The sequence below is a fragment of the Virgibacillus salinus genome (assembly GCF_900102415.1).
Taxonomy (GTDB): Bacteria; Bacillota; Bacilli; order Bacillales; family Amphibacillaceae; genus Lentibacillus; species Lentibacillus subterraneus.
In genome coordinates this window covers 662,217-683,042 of sequence record NZ_FNKD01000001.1, presented here as the reverse complement: position 1 = coordinate 683,042, position 20,826 = coordinate 662,217, and the positions used below count along the sequence as shown (strand labels likewise).

Sequence of the window (20,826 nt, the reverse complement as noted above, 5' to 3'; positions counted from 1 at the left end):
CACAATTTAGTATTTTATGTCGCCATTTGCTACTTTTAACAGATATTGGCCATATCCAGTCTTAGAAAATAACTCGCCAGACTCTATTAATTCATCTTTGTTTATCCATCCATTTAGATAAGCAATTTCTTCTGGGGCAGATATTTTAATTCCTTGGTGGTCTTCGATAGTTTTCACGAAATTAGTAGCTGATACCAAACTTTCATGGGTTCCCGTGTCTAACCACGTATGACCCCGTCCTAATAATTCTACATCTAATTCACTAGATTGCAGATATGCTTCATTTATTGATGTGATTTCTAATTCCCCACGCGTAGAAGGTTCGACATTTTTCGCAATATCGACAACCCGATTATCATAAAAGTATAAACCAGTCACTGCATAGTTCGATTTTGGATATTCAGGTTTCTCTTCCACACTCAGAACTTTGCTATTTTCAGCAAATTCAACTACTCCATATCTTGCAGGATCAAGAACATGATATCCAAAAACTGTGGCTCCTCTTTCCTTTTTTGCTGCCTTTGAAAGTATGTTTCTCAAACCACTTCCATAATAAACATTATCTCCTAAAATCATTGCTACTGAATCATTACCAATGAATTCCTCTCCAATGATAAATGCTTGTGCTAATCCATCAGGACTTGGTTGAACTTTATACTCTAGATTTATTCCAAATTGAGATCCATCACCAAGCAATGAACTGAAGCGTGGAGTATCCTCTGGGGTGGAAATAATTAGAATATCTTTAATCCCTGCCAACATTAAAGTGGACAAAGGATAATAAATCATTGGTTTATCATAAATAGGTAATAATTGCTTACTTGTCACCATTGTAAGGGGATATAAACGAGTGCCACTTCCACCTGCAAGAATAATTCCTTTCATCATAATCAAATCCTCTCATTTATGTCTATTATCTTAAGAAAAGATAAGTAAGAACATTAATACAGCTTGATTTACTAATTCTCTACCTATTACTTAGTCCAGCCTCTGTGTCCCTTTCCATTGTTGCTCATCTTAAATATTAACTCTTTTCCTTCTCCATAGAGCTTAAACTATAGATAACTGTTTCAGAAGATTATTCTTATTGATTACACTTTTACGTTTCGGGATGTGATGGGGATAAATGATATTTTTAATTCCTTTATTCATTACTAAACTATCATACAGATCCTTTCCCTTCTAAAACCTGTGCGACTGTCTTTAAAAAAACCCTCAAATCAAACCATAAATTAAAGTTCTTGACGTAATACAAATCATGCCTAATCTTATTTCCATGATTCATGTTACTTCTGCCATTCGCTTGTGCCCAACCGGTAATACCAGGTTTAACTGCCAATCGTTGCTTCTGTTTTGAGCTATAGCACTTTGTAATCTCAATTATTTCCGGCCTAGGACCTATTACACTCATATCGCCTTTTAATACATTGATAAACTGCGGTAGCTCATCCAAACTATATTTTCGGATAAATCTTCCAATCTTTATTATGTTTGGATTATCAGCAGATCCTGTTTTAAAAACAAATTCATCCGGCACACCATTCTTCCAGTCATAAATTCTACCCTTACTCTTTTCGTCAAACGTTTGCTTCACTTTCATGGAGCGGAATTTATACAGACCAAAGTATACATCACCTTTACCACTTCGCTGCTGTTTAAAGAACACCGGTCTTCCATCTTCTTTGATAATTAATATAGCTAATGCCAAAAATACAGGGCTGAGAATAATCAATACAATTAAACTAAATACTATATCAATTAAGCGCTTAATTGCTAGTTGAAATGACTTTTTTGATTTCATATATTCTACTTCTGTCTGCCTCACTGAGTTGCTCACTTACTTTCACACCTCCTAGGCCATCTGCTATACCAATCACTTGATTTGGATGCTTTATATTGTCCACAATCACAGTTCCATCAGCACCAATATATCCACCAGCTACGACAGGAACACCTTTTATGAAGGCTTGTCCATAAACTTCCTTAAAAAAGGTATGTATATGATCATGCGTTGACAAAAATTGGTATGGCAAAGCAATTCTAGTATCAAGTCTCGTGATGTTTATATTAACTGATAACATATGTTGAATAAAGTCATTGCTAAAATTATTTATACCACCATCAATTATGAACGAATTTTCTCCAATGACTGGGAATATAGTTTCCTCATTTGTTAATTGACCGGATAAGAATGATATAACTACATCCACTTTTTCAGTTTCTTGAATTTGATTCATTGTTTTAATAATAGGAGTATGTTTAGGCAAAAATATATTTAAGGCCTCAGTAACAGTTATTTCTTTTTCATTATTTCTTCCTTTAATATATACATGTGCTTGTCTCTCTGCAAGTCTTGTAGCAATTTTACTGGCTAGATTTCCTGTTCCTATGACTATAACTTTCTTATCATATAGGTCATCATTTAAAAAATATCGTATTAATAAATCGCAGGATTCTACAGTAATATCATTTGGTTTGACTGTTTCTATCTTTGATTTTTTTATTGTTTCTCTTGCAGTTTTAAATAGATTTAAATCCTGTTTTTGTTCTATATCTATATATATATAATCTACTTCTCCATCAAAAAAAGAAAGTGTTTCTTCCAATGAGTTTTTGTCATTTATCATAAAGCAAGCCATAGACATTCTTGAAATAGTTCTTCTCGGGAGAACTCTAAAAGCTAGGGCATGTTTAGCAGTTGTGCTGATCATTATAGACTTATGAGTATAATTTTGTAGATTAGAGAGCTCTTTTTGAAGAATATTTTTTATTTCCAATTATTGCACCAATCCTTATTTTTTTAGTAATCACTGATTAACATTCAAGTATAATAGCACACAACCTTAGAAACTCAATCATCCTAAATAATCTTATTCGACCAATTACCTTTCTTTCCCGTTTGGTGAGAAATGTAACTCTGTAATAGCACACTGCTAGTGGACAATCTATTTTCTAGTACTAAACTATTTCTGTGTCCTAACTACTTTTTTATTATGCTGCACGTCAAGCTTCAGAATAGTCGCGTTATGTTACCATGGACTAAAACACTCTACTTTCTAAACCTAAACATGCGGATCCATTCTGACTGCCTTTTATTTTTTGACGACTTTCTTTAATTGATATTAATTAACAAATTTTCTTACAGTTGACTTAGAAATTGCACAAAGCCTTCTTCTCGATTATAATTTTTTATAACATATTCTCTATTAGTAATAGAAGCCTCATCATAGAAATCCTTATTGTTTTCATATTCAACTAATGCATTTACTAAGCTTTTGGGATTACTAGGATCGAAAAATAAAGCACAACCTAATTCATTTAAGATATCTTTACCTTCACCTTTTATACTAGTAATAATTGGTTTATTATTTAACAAGTAATCAAATAGTTTAGATGGTATTGTTTTCTCAAAAACAGGGTCTTCAATTAAGCTGAAAAATAATAAATCTACATTCTCAAGTTTAGTTAATACTTCATTTTTAGGTAGTGCCCCAGTAAACTTTATATTTCTTAGATCAAATTCTTCTGCGTTTTCTTTTAACTTTTTAAGCTCTATTCCATCCCCAATAATTAAAAATTCAAATTTTGATTCTTGTGGTAAAAATTGAGCAGCTTTCAAAATTACATTCATATTTTGTACTATCCCTATATTTCCAGCATAACCTATTGTTATCTTCTCACTATGCCCTTTATTGGTTGGTTGTAACTCGCTGTTAATAGTTGCAGGGGATATCCCATTATATAATACATGGATATTACTATGTATTGACTCCTTATAAATATAATTACGCATTGGATTCGACACACAGGTAATCACATCTGCTTTTTTATATAAAAATCTTTCTATTATTTTAGTGATTTTATATAATAATCCTCCGCGCTTTAACATACCCGCAGAAACAGCTGAATCTGGCCAAACATCTCTTATATCAATTACCAATTTGCTCCTTTTAAAAAAGGATACAATTAAACCTCCAAGTGCCACAAATAATGGAGGAGATGTTACTATTATATAACCATATCTTTCCTTTCTTAAACGATATAGAGAATAAAACATAGATTTAAACATAAATCCAAAATAGTTTTTTACATAGTTTATAAAAGATTTTTTATTAACTTTTTCTAATTCTATTCTTTGAATATTATCTACTTCTTGAATTTCTTCGACTGCTGTTTTTTGTGGATATGTTGTTACAACAGTTACATCAAATTCTAGTTTCTGCAAAGCATTATATAAATCATTAATTCTAAACGAAGCAGCATTAATATCTGGTGGAAAATATTGAGACAATAATAGTACTTTTTTTTCCATGAAAATGCACCTTTCACTTAAATTCTTTATTTTCAACTATCACTTTGGTATCCATTGTAATTGGCAATGGACCGTTAAAGGAGATAATAATCTTTCTTGTTTCAATTTCAGTTTTCCATTGTTCTGATATCCATGTTTTTTCAAATTTTATATCGCTTTTAGTATTAGAAGTGAAAGTTAAACAAACAATCGAATTTTTAAATATTAATTTACAAGTATTATTTACTATACTTATATTTTTACATGTCTTACCGACTTGGAAGTATAACTTTCCATTTATTAAGCCTTTCCCAGTAAGGCTATCTTTGATACACCAAGTTGCATCTTTATCCCACAACACTTCTCTTTTATGGGTGACACATTGTTTTAACCTTTTGTAACCATCATGCAATGCACTGAACTTTTCAATAGAAGAATTTAAGTCAACATAGTTTAGTTTACTCTTTGCAATATAACCGGGTCTAAAAGCTCCCCAGAAAGTAGTTTGATTTTCATTTTCAACTTCGATAGTATTATGAGCTTTAGTACTTCTATAGTAATCTCTTTTTTCCCCTGCTTTATACTCGTATGTTCCTGGGTCAATAAAAATATCCTCATTATTAGCATGTAAATAGACACTTAAATTATCCGCGTGTGCGTGACCGGCATTATGATTGGGACCAACACTACCAGCATCAAATAATAAATAATTGCTACCATTTTCCCACCCACTTCTCATTACACCGTAATTTGATCCCTTTAATAGTAGGGACTTATAGATGGGCTGAGACGCAGTTAATCTATTATACCTAACTAGACCTTCATTACCATAAACTTTGAACAGATATCTTAATGGTTGCTTTCCTACAGCAAATTTAAAATCATTTCTATTAAAAAATACGGCAGCAATAGCAAATAATTCATTAACATTTACTGGATAATTTTTCACTGAATCATTTAAAAGTGGCAGAGTCTTATCAGGTTTTAATATATTTAAAATAAACTCATACATTTTTTCTGTATAAGTAAAAAATTCTTTCGGCAACGAAATGTTGTTTTTCTTGGCATATATAAGCACTTCGATATAGTCTTTCGCGGTCATTACTTGATAACTTGTTGAATTTTCATATTGTGATCCATCTTCTCTTACCTCTTTAATGAGTTGAGAATGTAACACCTTTATTCCGACCCTCAAGTAAGTTCCAGACTTTTTAATAAAGGGAAATGTTATACCTATCCAAAATAATGCTTTTCCATTAGCAGTAAAATGATTATTTGCTAAATCCTTCTCTAAGTTCGAGTACAAAAATCTTGCTTGCTGATCAACAGATCCAATAAATTTATCTTTGAAACCTTTAAAAAGCTCAGCATCAGTTTCTTGCAATAATTCCCATAAATATGACCAATAAATCAATCTTTGAGAAATTGTATATGCTTCCCATGAATTTCTTTGGCCAGGATATGTTTGATCAATCCAATCATTAACAAGTTCTTGTGCTGTATCAATATATTTCTTGTCTTTGGTTAAATTATATGATTCAATTAAAACTAATAAATATTCAAAGTAATGAAGATAATAAAACCATAGTTTGTCTGTATCAATATCATTCTCCCAGTCAACAGACTGTTCTTTGAATTGGTGAGTTATATTTAAAAAAGTAAATTTATAATCACAAATATCATTTGCCTTTTGTCTTACTTTCCACTTGTAGCCTTCGATATCTTCAATCTCTTTAAAATCAGTCCAATTATAATAATATTTTACTGGAAGATAGTGTCCTTTTATTATAAAACCAAAGGGAAACAACTTTCTTCCCCATTTGGGATAGATGAATTTAGACTTAACAATCTTGATCATTCTATAATAAAACTGTTTATAACTAATTCGAGACATTAGCAAACAATAATTTTTGATTTTACCTTTCATATCAAACACATCTCTTTTTATATTAAATTAATTTATTTGACCAACCATTCAATTTCTTTTAGGTTATATAAATTACCAAAATTATAATAATTAATTTGTTCAGCAACATTTTTAACACAGTTTTTAGTGTCTAATACATTTGGAGTTGTCATTAACTGGTCAATTTCTTGCCAATCAAGACACTTAAACTCATCATGTTCAGTAAGAATCAATAATATGTCAGCATTTTGTAAGGCGTTTTTATACGATGATAACTTGAATGTTATTTGTTCTTGTTTTACGTAAGGGTCATACGCTTCAACATTATAATTCTCAGTCATAAGCTGTTCTGCAATTTTCATTGCTGGACTTTCTCGTACATCATCAATATTCCCTTTATACGCTAACCCAAATATCGCAATTTTCGATGACGTCTTAACCACTTTTTTCATTTGATCAATCACAAATTCTGGCATTGAATTATTAATAGTTCTAGCATTACTAATTAGTTTCGCATTTTCAGGATCTTTTTCGATAATAAAATACGGGTCAACAGCTAAACAATGTCCTCCAACACCCGGACCAGGCTGATGCACATTTACCCTTGGATGTTCATTCGCCAAAGAAATAACTTCCAATACATCTATATTTAGTCCTTCAGAAATCTTAGTCAACTCATTAGCTAATGCTATATTAACATCACGATATGTGTTTTCCATTAGTTTAGACATCTCAGCACTTTCAGCAGTTGTTTCCAAAATTTTTCCTTGCACAAAGGACCGATATACTTTAGCTGCTTTTTCTGTAGAATTAGAATTAATTCCTCCTACAGTTCTATTATTCTCATATAATTCTTTCAAAATTTTTCCAGGAAGTACTCTTTCAGGACAATGTGCTAGGTAGATATCATCACCTGATTTAAACCCAGCTTCATCTATAATAGGTGCTACTACATCCCTTGTTGTTCTAGGTGGAATAGTAGACTCTAATATAATGGTATCACCTAGTTTAAGAACTGGTAGTATTGATTTAATCGCATTTTCAACATACCGGAGGTTAGCTGTCAAATCATGATTATGTGGGGTAGGTACAGCAATTACAAATACATCAGCCTCAACTGGCGACATTCTTGCACAGAATTTTTTTTCAACCACTACTTCCTTTACTGCTTCTTCTAACCCATTTTCTTTAATATGGACTCTCCCTTTATTCAACTCATCAATTGCTAATGAATTTATATCCACTCCTGTTACTTCCCAGCCATTTTGGGCGAATACGACTGCTGTTGGTAAACCTATGTAGCCAAGTCCTATGACGCATAATTTACTAATCATAATAATCACACCCTTCAATTTTCACAAAATTACTAATAATTTAGCCTACGTCAATAATGCTAATTATTAAAAATTAAGTTTTGATAATAAAAAACTATAGCTATTTGATATAGTACTTTATTATTTTCAATACATGTTTGTGCCCAATTATAAAAAAATCAACAGGATTCTTAATACGCTTATTAAGCTTGCCTAGTATTTCTTTTCTTTTTGATATACTTCTCTTAGACCGTACTACGTCTAATGGTTTAACGACTTTTTTTGCCTGATTTATTTCATTTTCATTAGGGGATAACTCCAAAAAGTTAATTAGACCGTAAATAATCTGCTCGGAATTACTATGTAAATCCTTGAAATTGATATAATAGTAATCGTTGCTAGATAATGTCATTATGAATTCGTTTATATCCTGTGTATAGCGATTATGAAGGTGTTTTCCTTTTTTTATAGGCATTTTATTCCTTTTCTTTAGAGAGTCCGATACCTCTTGTTCATCTCTATCCACAATAATATATTTTGGATTCTCAAGATATGATTGATAATAAGGCATTAATAAACAGGTCCTTGGTTCTTTCCAGCCCCATATCTCATGTTTTCTCTTTTCAGAAATTAATTGAGAGATTTTTTTATCAAAGTTATGCTTATTCTTTAATAATCTATTTCTCGTAGGTGGGAAATCCCATGTTCCTTCTGAATATGATAATATTTCTCTATTTAACTTTAAAAAATCCATATCTTCACCATGACCATATGGATTACCCGGGGACGCCCCCAGTAAATCGTCACCTATATGTACACCTAACTTTTGTAAGATCATTGATACCGTAGAAGTTCCTGATCTATGCATCCCTAATACTATTACTTGTTTTGACAATTTAATCACACCATTAGCATATATTTTAGTTTTAGCTGTTCTAAATAGAAATCCATTATTGCTTACTTTCTGCATACCAATTTATAGTCTCTGTTACCCTTACTCAATATTATAAGAATGTTTGCATCGTTAAATACTATTTTGAAGGGACAACTGTACATCTTTTACCATGACCTTTTCTTCTTAATAATAGCTTCAATTACCTTTTAAATTTTTTTTCATTATGCTATCAATATTATTCTCATAATTTATTAAAGTCTAAAGTTTTACAGTAATTATATAAATTAATAGATCACATAAGTTTAGGGACATTCTATAGATGGTACCTTCTCATCGTTCATCACTTTGGTAATGATCAGTGGAAATACTTTTACTTAATTTCATTTTTAGAAGTTATACTAAAGTCAATATAAGCTACACTACAAGTGTAACCCTAGTTAATATAAAACTCGAGTTATACGTCAATTCAACTCTAATTTTTTGAAGGTTCTTTCATTCCAAAAACTTTTTTTAAAAAGTGTTTTTCATCTCCATTCAATGCTATTAAAGGCATTATTACTGAGTATAATATAGTTATTAATACCACTGAAAAAACAAAGTAGGGTAGAAAAGAAATGTTTATTACCTCTTTAACACTAAAGCCTATTATATAAACAACAAAAGCTGAAATTAGGACTCTAAAATAATAGTTATTGTAAGGGTGAAAAGAAAAGATTCTCCAAACAAATAATATCTGTAAACAATTTAATAATATAACACCTGATGCTACTGCAATTATGGCACCAATCAAACCATAAATTTGAACAAGTATTATTGATGCTATAACAGTTAATAATGCTTGCAGTAAAGATAATTTAATCATAAGTTTCTGTCTACCAGTCATTAATAAAATATGCCCGCTGGAACCTGTAGAAGCATTGATGAATTGAGCAATAGCAAGTATTTGTAACAAGACTCCCCATTCCTGAAAATTTTTACCGAATACCCCCATCAGAAAATCGGAATTCAATAGAATAATCATACTAATGTATGAACCAATAATTAACGTCCATTTTGTTGTTATTATATAGAAATCACTAAATTCTTGGATCCTATCTTCATTATATAGTAAAGAAATTGTTGGAGCGAACACCATATTAATAGAAGTTAAAAGAAATGCCGCTAGTATAGTAGTTTGCTGAGAGATTCTAAATATACCCACTTCAGTAGCTGTTAAGTAGAAACCTAAAACCAGTACAGGGCTAAATTTAACCGATTGATTTAATAGTTGAACTAGAGTGAATTGTAAAGAATTGTTGAAATCACTCACAGTTAATTTTAGTTTATTAGACCTTATAATTGACATTAGTTCTCTTCTTACACAAAAAGCTATGAAGAAAGCTATGAAATAACTAATTACATACGCTATTATAACATAATAAATACTATCTAATCCTGCAAGGTATATAAATACCGCAAAAATAAAAAAAGCGAATGGTCTTATAAAGTTCTCAGGTATTATTGCATTTCCAAACTTAAGAAGTGATTGATTCCAGGATCTGAAAAATGTTATAAAAGCTATCAATGGTATGGTCCAAACAACAATTAACAAAACTTCTTTATACATAGGAATATTTAAAATTTTATCAATATAACTTCTACTAATCAAAAGCACGGTTACAACTATCGAAGAGGTTATTAATAATAGAAGAAAAAGTTTACTAATTGTGTTTTGATATTTCACTTTATCTTTTATTTTAGGTATAGAAGCTAATGTCACAGTTTCTATACCGAATTTTGCAACTATAATAGAGAAAGCAACCAGTGACGTGAAAAATGTAAATGTACCAAAAAGACTTACAGGAAGTACCCTTGCAATTATAGCAAGCGTGGTATACATGAAAAGAGCGTTAAATATTTTTCCACTAAACACAATAATAGTACCTTTAGAATTAGTTCCTAATCTATTTAATAATGATTTCACCTTCATATTAACTCCTTAATAACTTTCATACCTAATGTTGTTCTCTGTATTCACTATGATTAATGCTTTATATCTTTTTAAATTGAGTAAGGCATTTTTTCTATATTAATTTAATTTTTATAGTTTGGTCGTTCCATTCTATCTTCTCTTTTCTTAGTGTGTTTTCAAGCTAGAGATAATTAACAATAACTTGCATTCCTTCAAGAGTATTGCAACTAATTTGACTTGTAAAAATAAGCGATATATATATCTCCAAATAACATCTTTATGTTCATATAATACTTATGATTTTTTAAAAGATGTATTAATGAGGATATTTTTCTTTTCTCACATAATTTTAATCTATCTCTTAAAAAAGTAATAGTACTATATATAGTTGTTATTCTCTCATTATAAATAAAAATATCATTTTGGTAATTTTCAAGTACAGTTTCTATCCACTCGATATTCCTATATATTTTATTTATTCGGTTTTCTTTATCTAAGCTAATAGAAAATGAATTCGATTGTCCCGGGTTAGTCACATTATCATTGTGTATTCTGCGCAATATAACAGGAGTACTCAATTTATAAGCCGAATTTAAAATAAGAGAAAGCCTAAAGCATTGTGCATCATGTCCTAAGTCGTAAAAATTTAATGTATAGACCTTTTGAGCTAATTCTTTAGATATACACATAGTGCAGCCCAAAGCATTTTTATGAATGAATTTTTCTGAAAAATTAACCTTAGAAACAATTTTACTTATCTTCTTATTAAAAGAATTGGTTTGTTTTGAAACTAACCTTTCCTCCTCATCAATTGATATACTCTCCCCAAACAACATGTGTATATTATAATTAGTTTCCATAATATTTGACATTGTTTCTACTTTATCAATGTGCCAAATATCATCTTGATCGGAAAAAAATATTAATTCCCCATTAGCTTCATTCATCAAATCAATAAAGTTTCCTCTCCAGCCTTTATTAAAATCATTAATTTGAATTTTCCAATTGTCTAATTTGTTTTGGGCAATAAAATTTTCAATTAATTCAACAGTATTATCAGTTGACTTGTCATCTCTGATTAATACCTCATCCACTTGTCTTGTCTGTCTTAAAATAGACTTTAGTTGCTGGATGATAAATCTTTCACCATTATATGTGGCCATTATTATAGATGTTTTCATTAAATCACCACTATCCGTATTATTGATTTTTCTTATATAAAAATAATTTAGGTATAAAGATGCTAAACAACATAATTTCCCAAGGTATCATCAATGTATAATAATTAGAAAAGAACGATAACATACTAAAAGTTATAAATACTGATACAAATAGCTTTAAGGTTTCTCCTTTAGTTTGTAAAGATTTAGTAAATAGAAATTCTAATATCATTCCCCATATGAAAACTAAAAGAATAAATAATAATAGATTATTGAATGAATAAAGTTGTCCTACAGTACTAACTACAGGTGAAGTTAATTCCCCAGAATTCATATTGAACCCAATAGTTTGTAAGCCAATACTAAATTCCTCAAGTTTATAACTCTCACCTATTAAATTTTTAAAAATAAAATTAGGCAAGGCTAAAAACGTCTCTGCAAACCAACTGCCTATGTTGTCATTAATTATTCCTTCATGTACTAGAATATTCATATTTATCACACTACCTGCAATGTATGTCCATATATTATATATATAAAAACTTAAATCAGGATGAGCGTTGCGGGCTAGAAATAATATAGCATAATTTAAAATGAAAAGGAAAGGAACTATTAGTAACGAAATTCTAGCTCCTTTTAACCAATACTTTTTATCTTTGATACTGATATACAGATATAATATAAATACGAGAGAAATAACATGATACTTTACAAAAGAAAAAAACGCCAATAATATTCCAGTTAAAACAATCCCTATTAAATATTTTTTATTTTGTTTTATACCAACATATAATAAAATGCCTAGTAGGGGATAAGTTGAAAGAAACAAGTGACCAATAATTCCATCAAGACCGAAATCTTTATATCCAGATTTCACCAACTCTTTACTGCTCGAAGTAACAGAAAAATAACCTATTTGAATTAATTTTAATACAAATACTGTAACAACATATGTTGTGATATTTTTAATGTTTATATTATAAACACCTGATAACTTACTTTCAGGTAGTCTTATTTTACTTAAAAAATAGTCAGAAAAAAGTGTTCCAGTAAAAAATACCACTAAAAAAACTATTATAACCATAATTACTTTATCACTTATTGAAAAGAAGCCAAAAGTGGTTGCAATTAAATTATTTATAATGATTATAAAAATGAAAGGTGTAACTATAAATATTGTCGTATTAAGTAAATTAGTACGCAACAAATATAGTATAAAAATTATTAAAATATAGACTAATAACATTAAGTATTCCATTTTTCCTTATTAACACTCATTTCTTGAGTTTTGTTTATTTAAATTAATCTCTAATTTTATCTGTCTAACCATTTATTAAAATTTTTATTTGTTAAATTATTTAACTCTAAAATATCCTCCCTATAAAATTCCATTAAAGATCTATAATCAACCTTCTTTATATTAGTATAATCTTGTGTTTGTTTCATGTTATCAACTAACAACTTCCTCAAACCTATATTTCTAGCAATATCATTTAAAAAGCCCAATTTTGTTTTAAATCTAAAAAAGCTCGCTAACCTCCTTGTGTTATCATATATGAATTTATTCTTAACAGTAAAAGACTGATTTGATTTCTTATAAAGATTCGATTCATCCACTTTTCCATTATTTATATTTAAAAACTCCAATACTTCTTCTATTAACCCTTTAGGGTTACTTGAAATCATGTCAAAATCCAATACTAAAATATTGTTATCTGGAAATAATTTATAATAGTTTTTTAACTGACTTGCATACAAACCTCTTTCGATAATTTTCTTATCTTGATTTTTAACATATTGAGAAAATTCACCATCAATATAGCCTTTCCTTCTTATATACCAATAATGAGAATATGCTCTATAAATTGGATTCCTTAACATAACTATTAGTTTAACTTCTGGATTAACTTTATAAATTTCTTTATAAGCTTGACTATCGCAAAGGTACATAGGTGATGCTTCACCAGCTAATTGATGATCTTTTCTGTTTTTAAAAAATTGCATATACCAACTTAAATTTTTCTGATAACCAGGATTTAATTCTAAAAAAGAATTATATTTATTAAAATAGTTAACCTCTTTGGTATCGGGGAGATAGATATTATCTATTTGTTTCAAGTTGTCATAAAGCCAAGTAGTACCTGATTTTTCCGCTCCTACTATTAAAAAGTCAATCATCTGCTTGTTCCTTTCTTATTACCAAATTATAAAGACAAGATTTAACCTAAGGAATAATTGCTACTCATATAACCTTTTCAGATAATTATATTAGCAAACCTTCATCAATCTTAAAATTATTTTATAAAAGTTATCAATTGATCTTTATTTAAAGTTATTAATTCATTAATTTTCTGTTTATGCATATTTTCATTCTTTAACAAATCCTCAGCTGTTAATGAAATTTGATCTAAGTTACTATTCTCTTCTAAATAGTAATAAGGCATTTGAAACATATCCATAACACCAGGGTTCTTGAATCCCCAACTTTTATCAAAATATCCAACTACAGGAGTACCACTTAACAATGATAAGATTAATGAATGCAACCTCATACCTATAACTAGATTACATTCAGAATAGAACCTAATTAAATTCATAGGGTCTTGTTCTTCTATATAGAATATCCTTTCATCTTTATTAAGTTCAGAGTAAATATCTCTCGAAATTTGAATATCCTTTTTTGTTTGAGCTACAATGTAAATCTCATTTTTATCCTTTGCTAAATTTTTTACGGTATGCTTTATATGTTCTTTAATACTATTATACTTATTTCCATCGAACTCTGTAAGGTCCCCAACTGACTGAGCGCGTACGGTTATTGCTATTCTATCAATTCCTGATTTTTTAATTCCATTCTTTTTATTTGATTGGATAAAGAAAGCTAAGTCTATAGAAGGCTTTATATTTTTTAAATTAAATCTATCTTTTAAATAATTATAACTAATTTCTTCTCTAGTAAAAACATTGTCTGAACGTTTCAGATATTTACTAATCATAAGCTTTCCAATAATATCTATCTTAGATGCTGATTGCGGGAAAATTATATAGGGGGTTTTATATTTCAAAGCTATTTTTAATGGGTACATTAATGCACGTAGCCTTGCATAATCAGACAACCCTTTTGCTCTTAATAAATTACCACCATTGAAAACAACTATATCTGACTGGCTTATTTGTTGAATCAGGCCTTTACTTGCTCTAGTTAACCCCAAGGTAGTTAATATACCATGTACAGTAGTTTTAATTTTTTGCTTTCTATTTCCCTCACGATTTAAAGTGAAAGGTGAAGAAAATAGTTTGATATCATTATAAGTATTTAAATACTTATTACTAATCTTAAATTCTATATGAGATTTATCAAATAAAGAAATTGCATGAACGGTATACCCCGCATCTTGAAGAACTTGTATTGCTCCAAGATTTATAGCCATATCCCCGCCATTCTTAAGACCATAGGTGTAAACTAAAGTAGCTATCTTTTCATTCATAATTCTCCCCCGAATAACTTATTATTTTTTTATATATAGAATACATATCCTTTACATTTTCCTCCCAATTATATAACCTTTCAACTTTAGCTATTCCATTTTCCCCCATTTTATTACGGAGGGATTCATCTAAAATTAGCTTGTATAAATAATCAGAAAGTTCATCTATATTCTTATTTTCAAAAACGAACCCGGTTACTGTGTGGTCTACCACTTCTGGCAAACCTCCAACATTAGAAACAATTACAGGTTTTCCACAAGCACTTGCTTCTATAACTGCAACTCCAAAACTTTCTATCATGCTGGGCGCACAATAAATATCAAACTTATTTAACCATTTCGGCACTTCATCGTGATTTATTCTACCTATAAATTCTACTTTATCTTGAATGTTCAACTTTCTTGAAAGTAACTCTAAATTATTTCTCTCGCTTCCCTTACCTACTATAATTAATTTTATATCACCTGATATATCTTCTTTTTGTTCTTCATTGAGTTTTAATATAGTATTATGAAAAGCTTTTATCAGATAGTCGATACCATATGTCGTCTCAAGTCTTTTTACTATTCCCACAACTAACCCAGAATTATTTTCACGTGCATTACACGGTCTAAAACTGTTTAAATTAACACCAAATGGAGTAACTTCAATTGCTTTATTTAGCTGTGGGTATAGTTTGTTTATATGATCTTTCATAGAATGGCTTGTCGATGCAATTACATTTATGTTTTTTAGATTATGATATATTAATAACTTGTGTAACCATGTTTTTTCCGGAAACTCAAACACATCAGATCCATAGACTGATAATAAGGTTGGAATTTTATTTAAATTACTTATTACCGCTAAAGTGGCATGTCCACTTGCCTGATGAATGTGTATAATATCCGGTTTAACAAGTTTAAGTTTTTTTTCAAAATCCTTCTTGTTTAAAAGATATCCCCACGGAGATGGATACTTAAGTTTGATTACAGTAATACTGGAATCGACAACTTCGATCGGATCATGCATTGTAATCAAAGTTAAATCACATTTTTCAGCTATAGCATTAGCCCATCGTATAACATGTATGGAGTTTGCTGGGGCAAGAAAAGCAACTTTCACTTAAAATCATCCACCTTTTTATAATTTATTATATATTTATAAGACCAATTTCAATAATAAAATTAATCATTATTAACAAAGTAATAAATAGCCCTGGTAAATTTAGAATTTACCAAACTGACTAAATATTAAAGGTATTTTTATAGATAAGCTAAACCTGCCCTATAATTGTTATTAAGAATCCACTGTATCAAAATACATTCGATTATATATTATTTAAAAAGACATTTTAGACCAGTTGACACGTATACTACTAATGTATATATTCTTAATTTCCTAGTCTTGATTATAATTTGTTGATTTAATACTTCCGGTTATTACAGATAATGTTCTTCAAACTATGTTGAGAAGCTGTATAGTTTAACCAAGAAACCATAAAAACCGCAAATGGCTCATCACCTAGTTCAAATTATTCCTTTTTTAAAAGGTTATCTTTAAAGTTGTGATCGAAATGACCTTCAATCGCACGCTTTTCCTTGCCATTAACAATGATAATATCTTTAAGCTAATCTTTACTTTGTTGCTGGTTAGAATCTAGTACTCAGTCCAGTTGCTCGGTACTAGATTTTTTACTGTTTTCAATTTAACAACCCCTTCCATTAAAGTATTAGTTGTTATTATCTATACTAGGGTCACTACTAAAATATCCCCTAACAAGAGTCACGAAAACACCAACTATCAAACCTAGTACTATAGAAATAGCCAAATTTAATACTTTACTTGGCGAAATTGGACTTTGAGGAACAAATGAATCCGACAACACATTTGTGCTTATATCAACTATATTCATTGTACTTATGCTTCTTACTTCATCATATTTGTTGCTATAAAAATTATATAAAGAAGTTAAGTCATTTATCTTTCTATTAATCTTTTCATATTTAACTTGTTCAGATTTATCTAAGTTATTAAGTTCATTTAAAAGATATTCATTTGCTTCCAACACATATTCACTACCAGAAGCATTTTGCTGGAATAAGATTAATGTAGGCAAGTCTTCACCCGCACCAAGATTATTATATTCTTCTACAGCTTTCGTGATTTGCTTATCTTCCTCTTTCATCTTAGACTGATATTCTTCCTCTAGTAAAGTTAGTCTCGTCTGAATATTCTTACCTAGTTCATCTCTCGTTAGGGAAATCGCACCATCTATAATTGCTTTAATATCTTCTCTATTTGTACCTTCCATTGAAATTGAGATAAATGAATTTGTTTCTTCACCCTGCACATTAGGAAGTTCAACATTAATTTTGTCTTGCAGCTGGCCAATTGTTGAATCCAAATTTTCTTGTTTAATAAGTTTTTCTAAAACGATAGTTGATTTCATCGTCTGTTCAAAAACTTCTGGCTTAGTCATTTCATTTATATACGGTTGAACTGTTTCAGGTACTGAAGCAACATTATGTACTGTTACTTTCGCATTCCCTTTGTATACTGGATTGGCAATAAAAAAACTATAAACAAAACTTATTAATAACGCCACAATTGTTATACCAACAATAATCCATTTGCCTCTCCATAATTTCTCTATTATCTCTCTCAAGCTGATTTCTTCTTCCAACTAATTCACCCCTGAATTGCACGTTAATAAAATTAATGAGCATCTTATTTTTCAAACATTTTGATCTTTTATATAGAATAGTGCTTTATTAACTAACAAAGCTAGTATCAACCAACTTAAAACGGAAATCACTGAAAAACTATATATTAACTGCCCCTCAAAAACCTGAAGAATTAATATACCTATAAAGAATGATACTAATGTTTTAAGTCTATGATCAGTAGATACATTTTTCGTTTCCTTAATTAGCGACATAATGATCCACAACACACACATGAATAACAGTAATCCAACTAAACCTCCTTGATAGAAAAGCTGCACATATAAACTGTGTAAATAACCATTTAATAATTCAAACTGGACATTATTCCCAAGTCCCAATAAGACCTTATCGGAATCTACTACGTTGTTAATGGCTCCCTCCCATAGTCTCTGTCTTCCACTGAAAAGGGATTTGTCAGTATACTTTAAACTAACCTCATTTAAATATGTCCCAATTTCAGTTCCTTTAATTTTTATATAAAAAAACGTAATTAATATACTTAATGCAACAATTGAAATGATTACTGGTTTTATATAATTACAAATTTTATTCCAAAAAGAGTATATAAATAGCACAAACAATAGGGCCAAAATTGTAGTCCTAGAATTAGTATCATAAATAACAATAAATAGTAATATGATTGAATAAATATTTATTACTCTAAATATCATATTAGATACATTTAAACTCATCATACAAAAAAACAATAGTAAAAAAGCAATTAGACCATTAGAATTAATAAAGCGTATATCCTCGATTAACATAGGTAAAAACACTATATTACTATACAAAAATACAAAAATTGTCCACATTGGATATATTATAAATGTTTCCTTAAATATACTGATAAATATAAACATGAAATAAATAACTGTTAAATATAGTAAGTATTGTACATCTATTTCGAAGTTTCCATTTACGTTAACAATATAGTAAAAAAAGAACAAAGTCGTCATACTCACTAATAAGACGGTGTATTTGGAAATATGTAATTGCTTAACAAAAAAGAAAAAATACATGCTTAGGAAGACCAAAATAATAAATGGACCTATTAAAGAATTTGTATGCATGAAATTATAATGTGTGAACTGTAATGCCATCACAGAAATGCATATAATTAAAAGAAGATTTATAGTATATTTCACAGAACTTTCATTGATTTCATATCCCATATTTTCCCCAACTCATTAATTAATTAATTACTATTTCTTTAATGTTGTTTTGTTGATTTGCTATTAGTAACAATTCTTCTTTCAACCCATTAATGGATAGGTATTGAAACTCACTAGTAATTGATTGAACGACATCTGTATTAACCCTATTGGTCTTTCCAATATAAATCTTATCAAACACTTGTTTAGGATAAACTTCATCTGTACTTAAAAGTTCTTCAAACATTTTCTCACCTGGTCGTTTCCCTGTATAGTTTATCGTGATTTCCTCTTCCGTGAACCCGGATAATTTGATAAGATTTTTGGCTAAATCAACAATTTTTACCGGTTCACCCATATCCAGAACAAATATTTCTCCTCCGCGCGCTAGTGTTCCTGCTTGGATAACTAAGCGTGATGCCTCTGGGATTGTCATGAAATATCGTGTCATTTCTGGGTGAGTGACTGTAACAGGACCACCTTTTTCAATCTGCTTTTTAAATAATGGGATAACACTACCACTACTTCCTAATACATTCCCAAACCTAACCGCGACAAATTTGGTTTTGCTCTGGAAACTCAAATCCTGGATTACCATCTCGGCGATTCGTTTTGTAGCTCCCATCACATTAGTGGGATTGACCGCTTTATCAGAAGAAATAAGAACAAACGTTTCCACGCAAAATGCATCAGCTGATTCTGCGACATTTTTCGTGCCAAGAACATTGTTTTTCACTGCTTCATAAGGGTTATACTCCATTAGTGGCACATGTTTGTGTGCTGCTGCATGGTATATCGTTGTCGGTTTATGTTCTTCCACTATTTCAAATATGCGGTTCCGATCTTGTACATCACCGATAATAGGTACAATTTCTATTCCCATATTGCCAAACTTCTCACGAAGCTCCATTTCAATGGTATAAATACTAAATTCACCATGTCCCACAAGTACTATTTTACTAGGTGTGAACCTCATAAGCTGCCTACAGATTTCCGAGCCAATCGATCCGCCAGCACCTGTTACAAGAATGGTTGCATTCGTTACATTTTCAGATATCGCATCAATATCTAATTCAACCGGTTCCCGGCCTAGGAGGTCCTCAACCTCAACATTTTTCAACTGACTGACTGAAACCTTCCCAGTCATTATATCCTCAATTTTGGGGATCATTTGAGTTTTAGCATTTGTTTTATTGCATTCGACAATAACTTTATTTAAAGCCCCATTACGTAAAGATGGAATGGCTATTACAATATGTTCAATGCTCTTTTTTTCAACTATTTTTGAAATATCTTTAACTCGTCCCATAACTGGTAAATTATAAAGCTGCATTTTCTGTTTTGAAAAATCATCATCAACAAATGCAACAGGTTGCAACTCAGATGTGTTATTGTTGTTCTTTAATTGACGAACAATCATAGCTCCTGCTGATCCAGCCCCAACTATGAGTGTGCGCTTTTTATTTGTTCCTTCAGTAATGTATCTGTCACGAACAATTCTCCATAAAAATCGGGAGCCACCAATTAATATAACGTGTAGCATCCAAGTTACTACTAGCGCTCTCCTGTAAATGGCAAAATCATTTACAATGTATTGAACGACTCCAGCAGATACAATAGATAATGTAATTGCTTGAACAATAGCAATCAATTCTCCAACACTAGCATATGCCCAAACCTTATTATATAATTTGTAAATAAAAGCCCAAAGGTGATGGAAAAATAAGAGTGCAATTGAACTAATTAGTAAAGCGGGCATTGCAAATACTGATATATCCGGATAAACAATCCATGATGCGACAAATATTGCTAAACTAACAATCAACGAATCTAGCAATATTAACAACGACATCCTTATACGATATGTCAAACTAGCCTCTCCTTTCGGTACTTCTTGATGTATTTAGAGTTTAAATTATAATTATATTTAATTGGTTATAGTTTTTGTCGAAATTAGTCTTA

At 30.1% G+C, this 20,826-nt stretch carries 16 protein-coding genes and 1 pseudogene; all 17 read right to left on the bottom strand.

The features are described from left to right. Window positions 1–6: 6 nt before the first annotated feature. The gene (rfbA, locus tag BLS02_RS03325) at window positions 7–885 is read right to left on the bottom strand and encodes a glucose-1-phosphate thymidylyltransferase RfbA (protein ID WP_092492217.1); all 879 of its coding nucleotides are present in this window, start codon (window positions 883–885) and stop codon (window positions 7–9) included. 277 nt (window positions 886–1,162) lie between these two features. After that, on the bottom strand, window positions 1,163–1,801 hold the full coding sequence (locus BLS02_RS03320) for a sugar transferase (RefSeq protein WP_092491538.1): 639 nt from the start codon (window positions 1,799–1,801) through the stop codon (window positions 1,163–1,165). After that, window positions 1,767–2,777: a hypothetical protein gene (locus BLS02_RS03315; protein ID WP_092491537.1), complete on the bottom strand. Its 1,011-nt coding sequence runs from the start codon at window positions 2,775–2,777 to the stop codon at window positions 1,767–1,769. The genes BLS02_RS03320 and BLS02_RS03315 overlap by 35 nt, the downstream gene beginning before the upstream one ends. Window positions 2,778–3,139: 362 nt before the next feature. Next, on the bottom strand, window positions 3,140–4,312 hold the full coding sequence (locus BLS02_RS03310; RefSeq protein WP_092491536.1) for a glycosyltransferase family 4 protein: 1,173 nt from the start codon (window positions 4,310–4,312) through the stop codon (window positions 3,140–3,142). Window positions 4,313–4,325: 13 nt separating this feature from the next. After that, entirely contained in the window at window positions 4,326–6,218 is a 1,893-nt protein-coding gene (locus BLS02_RS03305) for an alginate lyase family protein (protein ID WP_092491535.1), read from the bottom strand. Between the two features lie 32 nt (window positions 6,219–6,250). Further along, complete coding sequence (locus tag BLS02_RS03300) at window positions 6,251–7,531, bottom strand: nucleotide sugar dehydrogenase (RefSeq protein ID WP_092491534.1); 1,281 nt, start codon at window positions 7,529–7,531, stop codon at window positions 6,251–6,253. A gap of 100 nt (window positions 7,532–7,631) precedes the next feature. Continuing rightward, entirely contained in the window at window positions 7,632–8,405 is a 774-nt protein-coding gene (locus BLS02_RS03295; RefSeq protein ID WP_139180758.1) for a sulfotransferase family protein, read from the bottom strand. 472 nt (window positions 8,406–8,877) lie between these two features. Further along, on the bottom strand, window positions 8,878–10,368 hold the full coding sequence (locus BLS02_RS03290) for a lipopolysaccharide biosynthesis protein (protein ID WP_175559427.1): 1,491 nt from the start codon (window positions 10,366–10,368) through the stop codon (window positions 8,878–8,880). 215 nt (window positions 10,369–10,583) lie between these two features. Then, complete coding sequence (locus tag BLS02_RS03285; RefSeq protein ID WP_092491531.1) at window positions 10,584–11,537, bottom strand: glycosyltransferase; 954 nt, start codon at window positions 11,535–11,537, stop codon at window positions 10,584–10,586. A gap of 19 nt (window positions 11,538–11,556) precedes the next feature. Then, on the bottom strand, window positions 11,557–12,762 hold the full coding sequence (locus tag BLS02_RS03280; RefSeq protein WP_092491530.1) for a DUF6337 family protein: 1,206 nt from the start codon (window positions 12,760–12,762) through the stop codon (window positions 11,557–11,559). A gap of 68 nt (window positions 12,763–12,830) precedes the next feature. Continuing rightward, window positions 12,831–13,694: a sulfotransferase domain-containing protein gene (locus tag BLS02_RS03275; protein ID WP_092491529.1), complete on the bottom strand. Its 864-nt coding sequence runs from the start codon at window positions 13,692–13,694 to the stop codon at window positions 12,831–12,833. 116 nt (window positions 13,695–13,810) lie between these two features. Further along, window positions 13,811–15,004: a polysaccharide pyruvyl transferase family protein gene (locus BLS02_RS03270; protein WP_092491528.1), complete on the bottom strand. Its 1,194-nt coding sequence runs from the start codon at window positions 15,002–15,004 to the stop codon at window positions 13,811–13,813. After that, window positions 14,997–16,109, bottom strand: coding sequence for a glycosyltransferase (locus BLS02_RS03265; protein ID WP_092491527.1), 1,113 nt, complete (start codon window positions 16,107–16,109; stop codon window positions 14,997–14,999). The genes BLS02_RS03270 and BLS02_RS03265 overlap by 8 nt, the downstream gene beginning before the upstream one ends. A 412-nt stretch (window positions 16,110–16,521) precedes the next feature. Beyond that, a pseudogene (locus BLS02_RS19135) lies at window positions 16,522–16,614 on the bottom strand (UTP--glucose-1-phosphate uridylyltransferase); the annotation flags it as partial. 102 nt (window positions 16,615–16,716) lie between these two features. Beyond that, window positions 16,717–17,670 carry a Wzz/FepE/Etk N-terminal domain-containing protein gene (locus BLS02_RS03260; RefSeq protein WP_092491526.1) on the bottom strand — a complete coding sequence of 318 codons (954 nt, stop codon included), beginning with the start codon at window positions 17,668–17,670 and terminating at the stop codon, window positions 16,717–16,719. Between the two features lie 51 nt (window positions 17,671–17,721). Continuing rightward, window positions 17,722–18,384 (bottom strand): O-antigen ligase family protein, encoded by a 663-nt coding sequence (locus BLS02_RS19380; protein ID WP_368073005.1) that lies wholly within the window; start codon window positions 18,382–18,384, stop codon window positions 17,722–17,724. Between the two features lie 520 nt (window positions 18,385–18,904). Further along, a complete protein-coding gene (locus tag BLS02_RS03250; protein WP_092491524.1) occupies window positions 18,905–20,734 on the bottom strand; it encodes a polysaccharide biosynthesis protein in 1,830 nt (609 codons plus the stop codon). Between the last annotated feature and the right edge of the window lie 92 nt (window positions 20,735–20,826).